Annotated in this window: 9 protein-coding genes; 5 read left to right on the forward strand and 4 right to left on the reverse strand. The window is 60.1% G+C overall.

Annotated features, from left to right (window positions below; all coding sequences use genetic code 11):
* Positions 1 to 241 precede the first annotated feature (241 nt).
* From PH551_RS15155 to PH551_RS15170, 4 genes are all read right to left on the reverse strand, one after another.
* Positions 242 to 1,222, reverse strand: coding sequence for an ABC transporter permease (locus PH551_RS15155; protein WP_097598677.1), 981 nt, complete (start codon positions 1,220 to 1,222; stop codon positions 242 to 244).
* Positions 1,219 to 2,214 (reverse strand): ABC transporter permease, encoded by a 996-nt coding sequence (locus PH551_RS15160; protein WP_285193592.1) that lies wholly within the window; start codon positions 2,212 to 2,214, stop codon positions 1,219 to 1,221. The genes PH551_RS15155 and PH551_RS15160 overlap by 4 nt, the downstream gene beginning before the upstream one ends.
* On the reverse strand, positions 2,211 to 3,749 hold the full coding sequence (locus PH551_RS15165; protein ID WP_285193593.1) for a sugar ABC transporter ATP-binding protein: 1,539 nt from the start codon (positions 3,747 to 3,749) through the stop codon (positions 2,211 to 2,213). Before PH551_RS15165 ends, PH551_RS15160 begins: the two co-directional genes overlap by 4 nt.
* Before the next feature lie 76 nt (positions 3,750 to 3,825).
* Positions 3,826 to 4,965, reverse strand: a complete 1,140-nt coding sequence (locus tag PH551_RS15170) for a sugar ABC transporter substrate-binding protein (protein ID WP_085777902.1) — start codon at positions 4,963 to 4,965, stop codon at positions 3,826 to 3,828.
* A 222-nt stretch (positions 4,966 to 5,187) separates the two neighbouring features.
* On the opposite strand from PH551_RS15170, the gene PH551_RS15175 reads away from it, so the two are divergent.
* The 5 genes from PH551_RS15175 (at position 5,188) to nirB (ending at position 12,368) form a co-directional block, all read left to right on the forward strand.
* A complete protein-coding gene (locus PH551_RS15175; protein ID WP_285193666.1) occupies positions 5,188 to 6,192 on the forward strand; it encodes a LacI family DNA-binding transcriptional regulator in 1,005 nt (334 codons plus the stop codon).
* An 81-nt stretch (positions 6,193 to 6,273) separates the two neighbouring features.
* Positions 6,274 to 6,861 (forward strand): ANTAR domain-containing response regulator, encoded by a 588-nt coding sequence (locus tag PH551_RS15180; RefSeq protein WP_085777901.1) that lies wholly within the window; start codon positions 6,274 to 6,276, stop codon positions 6,859 to 6,861.
* A gap of 34 nt (positions 6,862 to 6,895) precedes the next feature.
* The gene (locus tag PH551_RS15185) at positions 6,896 to 8,182 is read left to right on the forward strand and encodes a CmpA/NrtA family ABC transporter substrate-binding protein (RefSeq protein WP_285193595.1); all 1,287 of its coding nucleotides are present in this window, start codon (positions 6,896 to 6,898) and stop codon (positions 8,180 to 8,182) included.
* A gap of 477 nt (positions 8,183 to 8,659) precedes the next feature.
* Positions 8,660 to 9,901, forward strand: coding sequence for an MFS transporter (locus tag PH551_RS15190; RefSeq protein WP_285193596.1), 1,242 nt, complete (start codon positions 8,660 to 8,662; stop codon positions 9,899 to 9,901).
* A 16-nt stretch (positions 9,902 to 9,917) separates the two neighbouring features.
* Positions 9,918 to 12,368, forward strand: coding sequence for a nitrite reductase large subunit NirB (gene nirB, locus PH551_RS15195; protein WP_285193597.1), 2,451 nt, complete (start codon positions 9,918 to 9,920; stop codon positions 12,366 to 12,368).
* The last annotated feature ends 4 nt before the right edge of the window (positions 12,369 to 12,372 follow it).

Below are 12,372 nucleotides of genomic sequence, written 5' to 3' on the forward strand. Positions count from 1 at the left end.
ATGTTCAGATCCCAGCAACTGCGGGCAGAAAACCTTCCATCCCAAGGTCTTCCGCGCATCTCCTTAAGCTATATACCACGAGAACCGAAGGCACGCTCTTTCGATTTACAGCTTGCGCCGGCATTATTTTTCCCGCAGGTCGCACCATGAAAAACGCGATTGCTTTTCCGTCGGTGGAGAACCGACCGCCAATACCTGCGCCGGATGCGGTGCTCTCTGCAGTTCGGCACGACTATGCCCGTCAGGCCGGCCGCTGGCGGCCGTAAAGCAGAAGCATGCTGATGATGACCGCGCCGTAAATGAGTTGGCGGCCCGCTTCCTCGATTTGCATCACGGAAAGAATCGATTGCAGCAGCGTGATCAAGATAACGCCGGCAACCGTCCCGAGGTACGACCCTTTGCCGCCGAGCACGTGAGTACCCCCGAGGACGACGGCTGCAATCGAGGGCAACAGATAAGCGTCGCCCATGGATTGCGACGCCTTCGATGCATAACCCGCCAACAGAACCCCGCCGAGCGCACTGAGGCCGCCTGACATGACAAAGGCGAGAAGTGTGATACGGCGTGTGTCGATCCCGGACATATAAGCAGCGCGCTCGCGGTTTCCGATAGCGTAAAGCGATCGACCGAAGGTTGTGCGCGTCAGCATAAAAACCGCAAGGAGACCGATCAAGAACCAGACCAGAACACCGTTCGGCAGCCCAGGAACCGTGTATCCGGCCGCAAGGAATCGCATGGCCGGCGAGGCGGAATCCTGCGGGGAAAAGCCGCCGGTGTAAACGACCATCAGCCCTTGCGCGACAGCATTGCTGGCCAACGTGATGATCATCGAGGGAATGCGAAGATAGCCGACGGCCAAGCCATTGACGAGACCGATCGCGCAACCGCAGAAAATGCCGAAGGGGATCGCCAGAACCGAACCGGTCGCTCCATATGACGTCGCGGCGCAGGCCATCATTGCGCCTGTCGTTATCACCCATGGCACAGAAAGGTCGATCTGGCCGAGCAAGATTACCGCCATCATGCCGGTGGCGATGACCCCGAGGAAGGAGGCGACCTTCAGCTGCTGCAGGAGATACTCGGGCGACAAGAAATTTCGCGAGTAAATCGATCCGGCGAGCAGAAGCAGGATGATGCATCCGAAAGCGGTTGCCACCGCCGGATCGACGCCACGCAGCCGTGCCGGCACTCGAAGCTGCCGCAAGGTTGTTTCCTCGCTCATTGAAACCACTCCAGCCGATTGCGGACTCTCGAAAGGCCGATGCAGCCGATGCTGATCGCCAGCATCAACACGACGCCCTGGAATAGCGGCTGCCAAAGCGGATCGAAATCGAAGACGAACAGCAGGTCGCCGATCGTTCGAAATGCCAAAGCTCCGAAAACGGCGCCGACAGCACTTCCCTTGCCGCCCGCGAGGGAAACGCCGCCGAGCACCACCGCCGCAATCGAATAGAGTGTGTAGGCATTGCCACTCGCCAGAGCCGCTTCGCCGGTATAGGAGAAGAAGGTGAGATAGAGCCCGCCGATCGCCGAAAGAAGTCCGGCCAAGGCATAGGCGGCAAGTTTTGCCCGCTTGACCGGCATCGCCGACATGAAGGCGGCATTCTCGGCCGAACCGACGGCATAGGCTGCCCTGCCTATGGTCGAGCGGCTGAACGGTATCCAGATGACGATGATAACTGCGAGAAGGACGGTGAGGCTTGCCGGAACGACCCCGAAAAGCTTCGAGGTAAACGCATCGGCTAGATCCTCGTTGACTGAGCCTCCCGGAGTCGGCCGCAGCAATAGCGCTAAGCCGTAGAAAATCGCGCTAGTCGCAATCGTCGTGACGATCGGCTGCAGCCGGCCGAAGATAATTATGAGCCCGTTCAGCATGCCGCAGCCGAGGCCGGCAAGCAGCACCACGACGACGCCCGCCGCCGTCTCAAGCGGCGTTCCGACGACCAGCCAAGAGGCAAGGCAATTGCAGAGGACCAATACCATGCCGGCCGAAAGGTCAATGCCGGCGGTGATGACAACCAGGCACTGGGCCATCGCAACAAAGGCAAGCAGCGTCGCCTTGTTCGATGCCGTCTGCACAACGTTGGTGGTAAAACCCGCCGGGTGGTTCGAAACGTAGAGGGCGAACATGGCGACGAAGAGCAGTGCGGCAAACAACGTCCCCTTCTGTTGCGCATACCAAAACCGTCGTTCGCCGAAAGCCAGTCTGGTCATGGCGCTGCCCTCTGTTGTGCGTGGTCGCCGCCGATATTGAGCGCGGCGCCGATCAGCTCATGCTCGTTGATATCGGCGCCTTCGAGCTCGCGGACAATGCTTCCATCATACATGACGAGTACCCGGTCGCAGCAGCCGATCAGTTCGTCATAGTCGGTGGAGTAGAAGATGATCGCCGCTCCGGCATCCGCAAGCTTGCGCAGCAGCAGATAGATTTCCTGCTTGGTGCCGACGTCTATGCCGCGCGTCGGATCGTTGAGAAGGATGATGCGCGGCCGGTTCATCAGCCATTTGGCAATGACCACCTTCTGCTGGTTACCGCCGGAGAGGCCTGCAACGGGCATGTCGATCGTCGCAGCCTTGATTGCCAAAAGCTTGAACAGGTCGTCGATTTCGCGACGCTCGGCTGGTCGATCGATGACGCCATTCCGCGAAACCCGGTCGAGAGCTGCAATCGAGAGGTTCTCGCGCACGGTCATCGGCAGCATCAACCCTTCGGTCTTCCTGTCCTCGGGGATCAACGCCATGGATATGCCGTCAGACTTGGCATGACGGGGACTCTTCAGTCTGACCGGGATGCCGTCGATCGCGATCTCCCCTTTCAAGTCACGCAGCACGCCGAAGAAGGCCAGCAGCAAATCGCGCTGCCCCTGCCCGTCCAGTCCGCCGAGGCCGATGATCTCGCCCGGCCGGATGTCGAAAGTGATGCCGGAGAGCCGATCACCCCAGGAAAGATCGCGGCAGGAAAGGATCGGTTTTTTCTCCGGTCGATGCGCGGGCTTCGGCGGGAAGACGTTGGTGTATTCACGACCGATCATCAGTTCGACTACCTGCTGGTCCCTCTTGGTGCCCGCCGGGTAGGATTCGATGCTACGGCCGTTGCGGAAGACCGTGCAGTCATCGGCCAGTTGGGCGATTTCGTGCATGCGGTGAGAGATGTAGATTAGCGCCATCCCTTCGGCGCGCAGGCGCTTGAGCACGGCAAACACTTTCTCGACATCCGCTTGCGTCAGCGCCGATGTTGCCTCATCCAGGATCATCAGTCGCGGCTTGCGGGCAAGGGCCTTGGCAATCTCTACCATCTGTCGTCGAGACAACGGCAGGTCTTTGACCAAAACCGAGGGATGGATGTCGGACGCGCCGGCGCGGGCGAGCGCTTCCTCAGCGATCCGCCGCTGGGCGCGCCGGTCTATCATGCCGAACCTCTGCGGCGGGTGGCTGATGGCGATGTTGTCGGCGACCGAGAGATCGGGAATGAGCGACAGCTCCTGGAAGACGCAGACGATGCCGGCTGCATTGGCCGCTGCAGGTGAGGCAAAGGTAATCTCCTTCCCATCAAGCAGCATGCGCCCTTCATCCGGCGCCACGACGCCCGCCATGATCTTGATCAGTGTGGACTTGCCGGCGCCGTTCTCGCCAAGGACGGCATGAATCGCCCCTGGCCGAATGGCGATGTCGGCATCCTTAAGCGCGACGGCTCCGCCATAACGCTTCGATATGCCTTCCATGCGGAAAATCGGTTCGGACAAAGTCATGCATCCAGCCTCCGTTTGCTCTGTCACGGCCAAGATTGCGGGTGCGAACACCCGCAATCAAATCCGCGGAAGGCTGCTATTGGTTCTCTTTCGACTGTCCCATGATTTCCTGGGCCGTGAAATTAATGCCGCAGGTCGGGAAAGAGTTGCCGACGAAGAAGTTGTCGGATTGGGTTGGATAATAATCCTGACCCTCTTTGAAATCCGGGTCAGAAACCAGCGCTGTCGGGAGCTTGATGGCCTGCGGCACGACCTGCCCCTCAAGCGCTGCGATCGCGGTCTTGATGGCAACCGCAACCTGGGCCGGTCCCGTTCCGGCGGACGAACATTTCAAACCATCGGCGGCATGGGCGGCGCAGAATTTGCGAAAGCCGTTTTCCGTCTCACCGCCGAATGGCACAAAGGGATGTTTTGCATCGATCATCGCCTGCACGACGCCGGTATCGCCGCCCTGGGCGGTGATACCGTCGAACGGACCGTTGGTGGCGATCGCATCGGCAGTCGCTTTCTGAGCAACGCCGTCGTCCCATTTTCCGACCACTTCAGTGACCGTGAATTTCTTGCCGGAGGCGTCCAGGGTTTCGTGAATACCATTGTGACGATCCGTATCGACCGAGGTGCCGGCGACGCCGCGCACCTCAAGCACCTTGCCGCCGTTCGGAAGATGTTTGATCAGCCAGTCGGCCCAGAGGACGCCTAGCCCCTTCTGATCGACGTTGACGTTGATCGCGTCCTTGGTGTCGAGGATATTGTCGAAGGCGACGAGTATAACACCGGCCTGCTTAGCGCGCTTAATCACCGGGCCGAAGGCGGTGGGATTCTGCGCATTGACCACAATGGCGTCATAACCGGCATCAATGAAGTTGTTGATGGCTGAAATCTGGGCCGGCACGTCCTCGCCCGTCGAAACAACCTTAAATTCTTTGAGCTTGGCGGCGACATCGGGTTGAGCGGCATAGGCCTTAGCCGTCTGGACCATCTGAATACGCCAAGTATTGGCGATGTAGCCGTTGGCCAGTGCGATACGATAGGGACCTTCCTTCTTCGGATATTGCAAGAATTGTGTGTCCGCTGCCCACGGCACCATGCAGCCGGGGTCGGCGGCCGGGCCGGACACGACCTTCGGTTCCGCGCTGGCCGCGCCACACAGCAAGGCAAATGCCGACACCGAAAACGCCGCGATACGGGCGAATTTAGCTTTCTCCACCTTATGCATGAATGTTCTCCTCCTCAGGCGGACTTAGCCGCCTCTTCTAATGCTTTTGATGTGCATATTTGGCCCGGAAAGATTCCATCCCTATTTTCCGGTACAATTTCAAATTAACATAGTTGACAGCGCTGTCAAATCGCATTTGCTAGCGCTGTCAACTATAGTTTTGGCAGATTCTTATTGTTGAAAAATATGCAACCGATCTCTCTAAACGAGCGGCAGAACATGATGCGGCGAATAACCCTTGATGACGTTGCCAATCTCGCCGGGGTCAGCCCGATCACGGTTTCAAGAGCACTGCGCAAGCCCAATGCGGTCTCGCCTGCCCTGCGGCTGCGCGTCGATGCCGCCGTCAAGGAACTCGGCTACATTCCGAATATAGCGGCAAGCCGCCTTGCCTCCTCGCGCACGCATGCGATCGGCGTGATTGTTCCGACCCTATACAACGTGATCTTCGCAGAATATCTGTTCGCGCTTCACGACGTTCTCGTCGCCGCAGGATTCCAGCTCATCGTCGTCAACAGCCGCTATTCCGAGATCGAGGAGGAAAACGCCATCAAGGCTCTTCTCGGACAGAGGGTGGAGGCGATTATCATCACCGGCACGCATCACACGCTTCTATCGCGGCAGCTTCTTGCTCAAGCACATCTCCCCGTGGTCGAGACCTTCGAGCTTTCAGCGGATCCCATTGATCTCAATATCGGCATGTCCCAAGAGCAGGCCGGACAAACCGCCGCCCGGCATCTGATCGAACGTGGCTTCCGCCGGATTGCCTTCCTGACCGGCAATCTCGACCACCGCGCCCAGTCCCGTTTCGACGGCTACCGACTGGCGATGCAACAGGCAGATCTGCCGAGCCTCCAGATCATCGCCGAGAAGCCGCGCCACAGCTCGGTCGCGCTCGGCTCCGATCTCTTCGCCATCACGTGTGACCATGGCGAAATTCCGGAGGCGATCTTCTGCACGGATGACAATCTGGCCCTCGGCGCGATGCAGGAGTGCCGCAAACGCGGCATACGCGTGCCGGATGACATAGCGATCATGGGATTTCACGATCTGGAATTCGCCGCCTGCGCCGCGCCTTCCCTCTCTTCGGTCGTGACCCGGCGTTTCGAAACCGGAAAACTGGCCGCTGAAAAGGTGCTCGCCGCCCTAACGTCCTCCGCCGTCTTTAAAGGGGGGCAGATCGACTTGGGCTATGCCTTGATTCCGCGCGAAAGCACGGCAGTCTGATTAATTTTTATGCACATACGCTATCGCACATTTTTCAGGCGAACACTTGCAATATTGTTGCAGCGCGTCATAACTATACGAATGACGCATCGCGATCTGACAATTCTGGTGATCGACGAAAATGCCATACGCGCCTCCATCATCGAGGAAGGACTGCGCGAGGCAGGGCATGCGCGCGTCACCGTCGTGCATGAAGTCAACGGCATCGCGCGAACGATCGAAACGCTAATGCCCGACGTGATTATCATCGATATCGAGAATCCCAACCGCGACATGATGGAACATCTGTTCCAGCTGACGCGCACGGTCAGCCGCCCGATCGCCATGTTCGTCGATCGCTCCGATACGGCCTCGATCGAGGCTGCCGTCGATGCCGGCGTCTCGGCCTATATCGTCGACGGACTGAAGAAGGAACGCGTCAAACCGATCCTCGACATGGCGGTCAGCCGCTTCAACGCCTTCAGCCGGCTTCAGCGGGAACTTGCAGATGCCCGCTCGGCGCTTGAGGAACGCAAGCTCATCGAACGCGCCAAAGGAATACTCATGAAGATGCGAGGCCTGTCCGAAGAGGAGGCCTTCGCCCTGCTGCGCCAGACGGCGATGAACGAAAAAAAGAAGATGTCGGAAATCGCCCAGAGCGTCGTGACCGCCGCGGGACTTCTGATGTGATGGCGGAACTGGCGAATATCCGGAGGAAACCGGAGTGGACATGATGACAAATACCGCCAAATTCAGCGGCGACGGGCTGCCCTTGCCACTGCGTGGGAAAACCGAAGGACCGAAGGTGTTGCGAGCGGGATTCATTCCGCTTGTCGATGCATCGGTGTTGATTGCCGCAGCCGAATTCGGTTTTGCCCAGAGGGAGGGCCTGACGCTCGACCTCGTCAAGGACGTCTCCTGGGCAAACATGCGCGATCGCCTCGCATTTCGTCAGTTCGATATCGCCCATATGCTGTCGCCGATGCCCGTAGCCTCCATGCTCGGCCTCGGCTCCAACCCCTCGCCGACGATCACCCCGTTCTCACTGGGCCGCGGGGGCAACGCAATCACGTTGTCGGCGCGGCTGTTCGCCCGCATGCGGGATGACGCCGGATTGGCGGAAACAGCAAGCGCGCTCGACAATGCCCGTGCGCTGGCAAAGGTATTGGCGGCAATGACGGCGCGCGGAGAGCCGATGCCGACCTTCGGAGTTACTTATCCCTTCTCCTCCCACAATTATGAATTCCGATACTGGCTGGCAGCCGGCGGCATCGATCCCGATAAGGACGTCAAGCTTGTCGTCGTGCCGCCACCCATGACGTCGGATGCGCTGGCAGCCGGCGCGATCGACGGGTTCTGCGTCGGCGCCCCGTGGAACATGGTTGCCTCGGAGCGGGGCCTCGGGCGTATCGTCGCCGCCAAACAGGATATCTGGCCTTCAGCTCCGGAAAAGGTGATCGGCATGCGGCCGGACTGGGCGGAAAGCAATCCGGAAACCGTTTCCAGGCTGATCGTGGCGCTCGATGCGGCCGCCCGCTGGTGCGACCGGTCGGAGAATCACGACGCGCTGGCGGCGGCGCTTGCCGATCCCCGTTACATCGCCGCCCCGGTCGATATCATCCGCCGTGTGCTCGCCGGCGAATTCAGCCTCGATGCCAACAGCAACCGGCGCGTCATTCCGCATTATTTCCAGTTTCATTCCGGCTTCGCCAACTATCCGAGGCCGAGCCACGCACTTTGGATCTACAGCCAGATGATCCGCTGGGGGCAGGCAGAGATCAGCCTCAACAAGGCGCGGGCCGCGACCTCCGCCTACCGACCGGATCTCTACCGTGCTGCTCTCGGCGACGATAACGCCCCCGTTGACGCCGACATCCGCGTCGAGGGCAGCGAAGAAGGCGACCGCTTCATGGATGGCCAGGTCTTCGATCCCTCGGAACTGCCGGCTTATGTCGCGAGCTTCGCCGTCAAGAGCGCCCTTCCCTTCAGCCGCGGCAACGACGAAATCTGATGTCGCCGGTTTGCACAAAACGCCAGCAGGATCGGCACCTGCACTACCCGCGAAGCCCAAAAGATTTGCACACTCGGCCCGGAGCATGAAAAACAGGCAGAACGCATATCCCTCGAAGATGCTTGTATTTCAACCAGTTGGGTAAATGAGAGAGAATTGGCACGGTGCTTGCATTGCTTATGTTGCGCGGATCAAGGGCGATCGGCGCGGAATGGGCACATGCAGGTGCTCATAAAGAGACAGGAATTACGTTGCGGCCATAGTCGCAGTGGATCAAATGTTCAGCAACCCGCGACGGGATTGCATCGAGATAGATAGGCCGGAAGGCCAATGATTGGGCGTCCAACGGCGGGCGCCACCAGCAAAGCCGCTGATCAGGATATTTGCGCGCCTCGTGCTAGCGCGTCCTGACCAGCGGCTTTTTGTTTTAACCCCAAGCAATGGATCGGCACGACCTTGTCGGGCCACGGAGAAGCTATGTCTGCCATTGAGAAAGTGCAGCCCATGTCAGCCGGCGAACCAGCCAAAGCACTGTGGATCTCCACTGTGGCCTTCACCCTCTGTTTTGCCGTCTGGACAATCTTCGCCATCATCGGCATTCGCATCAAGCAAGAGCTCAACCTGAACGAGGCTGAGTTCGGGTTGCTGATCGGCACCCCCGTTCTGACCGGCTCGATCGTGCGCATCGTTCTCGGCATCTGGACAGGACGTTACGGCGGCCGTCTCGTCTACACGCTGACGATGCTCGCCGCCGCATTGGCGACCTTCCTTCTCTCCTACGCCCACACCTATACGCAGATGTTGATCGCCGGCCTTGGTGTCGGCCTTGCCGGCGGCTCCTTCGCAGTCGGCGTCGCCTATATCTCGCCTTTCTTCCCAGCGGAGAAACAGGGAACGGCGCTCGGTATCTTCGGCGCCGGCAATGTCGGCGCGGCCGTCACCAAATTCGCAGCCCCCTTCGTGCTCATCGCATGGGGCTGGCAGGCGGTTGCCGAGATCTGGGCCGTCGGGCTGGCGCTGATGGCCATCGTCTTCTGGTTCACCACGACAGATGATCCGGTCTTCCGCCTTCGGCGCGAGCGCGGCGTCGCTTCCAAGAGCCTGGCCCAGGAATTCGCGCCGCTGCAGAACGTTCAGGTCTGGCGCTTCTCGCTCTATTATTTCTTCGCCTTCGGCGGCTTCGTCGCCCTGTCCTTGTGGCTGCCGCGCTATCTCGTCGGCGTCTACGGCTTCAACCTGGAAACGGCCGGCATGATCGCTGCCGCCTACTCCATCCCGGGCAGCATCTTCCGCGCCTTCGGCGGCGTCCTGTCGGACAAGAAAGGCGCGCGCAGCGTCATGTACGCGATGTTTGCCGTGTCGGCTGTGGCCACCCTCATCCTTTCGCTGCCGGCCACAGCGATCACGCCGGTCATCTTCATCGTCGTCATCTTCGTGCTCGGCTTCTTCATGAGCCTCGGCAAGGCCGCCGTCTACAAGCACATTCCGGGGTATTACCCCGACAGCGTCGGCGCCGTCGGCGGCATCGTCGGCATGATGGGCGGGCTTGGCGGCTTCATTCTGCCGATCGCCTTTGGCCTCCTCAAGGATATGACCGGCCTTTGGTCCAGCTGTTTCCTGCTGCTTTTCGCGATCATCGCGATCTCGCTCATCTGGATGCACCTGTCCGTCAAGCAATTGTCGCGCCAGGGGCACTCTGCGCCCGTGGCTGCAACCTGATCCAAGGACCTGAAATATGACTGAAAAACTTGTTATCATCGGGAATGGCATGGCGCCCGGGCGCATGCTGGAGCACCTCTTCGAACAGGCGCCCGGACGCTATGAAGTGACGATCTTCAATGCCGAGCCACGCGTCAATTACGACCGCATCATGCTGTCGCCGGTTCTCTCCGGAGAAAAGGACTACGAGCAGATCATCATTCACGGCGATGGCTGGTATATCAAGCATGGAATCACGCTCTATAAGGGCCACAGGATCGTCAACATCGATCGCGCCGCCAAGACCGTCACGTCAGACCACGGTGTTACCGAAAGCTACGACAAGCTGGTGATCGCAACCGGTTCGGTGCCGTTCATCATCCCGGTTCCCGGCAAGGATCTGCCCGGCGTCATCACCTATCGCGACCTCGACGACGTGCAGGCGATGCTGCTTGCCGCCCAGTCGCGCGAAAAGGCCGTCGTCATCGGCGGCGGACTGCTCGGTCTGGAAGCAGCGGCCGGTCTTGCCCAGCGCGGCATGGACGTGACCGTACTGCACGTCATGCCGACGCTGATGGAGCGTCAGCTCGATCCCGCCGCCGGCTATCTTCTGCAGAAGGCCGTCGAGGAACGCGGCATCAAGGTCATCTGCAAGGCCAATACCAAGGCGATCATCGGCAACGGCAGGGTCGAAGGCATCGAGCTCGATGACGGCCGCATTATTCCGGCGACGCTCGTCGTCATGGCCGTCGGCATCCGGCCGAATGTCGGCCTGGCGAAAGACGCCGGCCTTGCAGTCAACCGCGGCATCGTCGTCGATGCCGGCATGCAGACCTCAGACGGGGATATCCTTGCACTCGGCGAATGCGCCGAGGTGGGCGGCATGGTCTATGGCCTCGTCGCCCCGCTTTATGAAATGGCCCGTGTCGCCGCGGCGCATCTTTCCGGAGATCGCTCGCCCGCCTTCGTTCACGCCGACACGCCGACCAAGCTCAAGGTCACCGGCATCGAGCTTTATTCGCTCGGCGACTTTGCCGATGGCGACGATCGCGAAGAGATCGTGCTGCGCGATGCCAGCGCCGGCATCTACAAGCGCCTGGTCCTGAAGGACAACAAGATCATCGGCACCGTGCTTTACGGCGAAACCGCCGACGGCGCCTGGTTCAACGACCTGAAGAAGAAGGCGACCGACATCTCGGAGATGCGCGAGACGCTGATCTTCGGACAGGCCTATCAGGGAGGGTCACCGCTGGACCCTATGGCGGCCGTTGCAGCCTTGCCGGATGACGCGGAAATCTGTGGCTGCAACGGCGTATGCAAGGGCAAGATCACTTCGACGATCACGAGCAAGGGACTGACGTCGCTTGACGACGTGCGCGCCCATACGAAGGCATCGGCCTCGTGCGGCTCGTGCACCGGTCTGGTCGAGCAACTGATGGCGCTGACGCTCGGCGACAGTTACAACCCGGCTGCCGTTCAGCCGATGTGCACCTGCACGGAACTCGGCCATGACGATGTCCGTCGGCTGATCAAGGCGAAAGGGCTGAAGAGCATCCCGGCCGTCATGCAGGAGCTCGAATGGAAGACCTCCTGCGGCTGCGCCAAATGTCGCCCCGCACTCAACTATTACCTCGTCTGCGATTGGCCGGACGAATATGCCGACGACTACCAGTCACGCTTCATCAACGAGCGCGTCCACGCCAACATTCAAAAGGACGGTACCTACTCCGTTGTTCCGCGCATGTGGGGCGGCGTCACCTCGTCGAACGAGCTTCGCGCCATCGCCGATGTCGTCGACAAGTTTGCCATCCCGATGGTGAAGGTCACAGGCGGCCAGCGCATCGACCTGCTTGGAGTAGAGAAGGAAGACCTTCCAGCCGTCTGGGCCGATCTCGGGAAGGCCGGCTTCGTCTCCGGCCAGGCCTATGCCAAGGGCCTGCGTACCGTGAAGACCTGCGTCGGTTCGGACTGGTGCCGTTTCGGCACCCAGGATTCCACCGGTCTCGGCATTCGCATCGAGAAATTCATGTGGGGTTCCTGGACACCGGCCAAGCTGAAGATGGCTGTCTCCGGCTGCCCGCGCAACTGCGCGGAAGCAACCTGCAAGGATATCGGCGTAATCTGCGTCGATTCCGGTTTCGAGATCCATTTCGCCGGTGCGGCCGGTCTCGACATCAAGGGCACCGAGGTTCTCGGGCTTGTAAAGACCGAAGACGAGGCGCTGGAGCATATCGTGGCCCTGACGCAGATGTATCGCGAGCAGGCCCGCTACCTCGAACGCATCTACAAATGGGCCAAGCGCATCGGCCTGGAGGAAATCCGCCGCCAGATCATGGGTGATGCCGAAAAGCGTAGAGCCTATTACGACCGCTTTGTCTTCTCCCAGAAATTCGCCCAGGTCGATCCCTGGTCGGAGCGTGTCTCGGGCAAGGACAAGCATGAATTCAAGCCGATGGCGACGATCGGTTATCCGCAGGCAGCCGAGTAAGGAG

Source organism: Rhizobium atlanticum, assembly GCF_030182485.1.
Lineage (GTDB): Bacteria > Pseudomonadota > Alphaproteobacteria > Rhizobiales > Rhizobiaceae > Rhizobium.

Excerpts from the sequence above, each read along its gene's own strand:
- PH551_RS15155 (WP_097598677.1), bottom strand. The coding sequence starts at position 1,222 with ATGAGCGAGGAAACAACCTTGCGGCAGCTTCGAGTGCCGGCACGGCTG.
- PH551_RS15160 (WP_285193592.1), bottom strand. The coding sequence starts at position 2,214 with ATGACCAGACTGGCTTTCGGCGAACGACGGTTTTGGTATGCGCAACAG.
- PH551_RS15165 (WP_285193593.1), bottom strand. The coding sequence starts at position 3,749 with ATGACTTTGTCCGAACCGATTTTCCGCATGGAAGGCATATCGAAGCGT.
- PH551_RS15170 (WP_085777902.1), bottom strand. The coding sequence starts at position 4,965 with ATGCATAAGGTGGAGAAAGCTAAATTCGCCCGTATCGCGGCGTTTTCG.
- PH551_RS15175 (WP_285193666.1), top strand. The coding sequence starts at position 5,188 with ATGCGGCGAATAACCCTTGATGACGTTGCCAATCTCGCCGGGGTCAGC.
- PH551_RS15180 (WP_085777901.1), top strand. The coding sequence starts at position 6,274 with ATGACGCATCGCGATCTGACAATTCTGGTGATCGACGAAAATGCCATA.
- PH551_RS15190 (WP_285193596.1), top strand. The coding sequence starts at position 8,660 with ATGTCTGCCATTGAGAAAGTGCAGCCCATGTCAGCCGGCGAACCAGCC.
- nirB (WP_285193597.1), top strand. The coding sequence starts at position 9,918 with ATGACTGAAAAACTTGTTATCATCGGGAATGGCATGGCGCCCGGGCGC.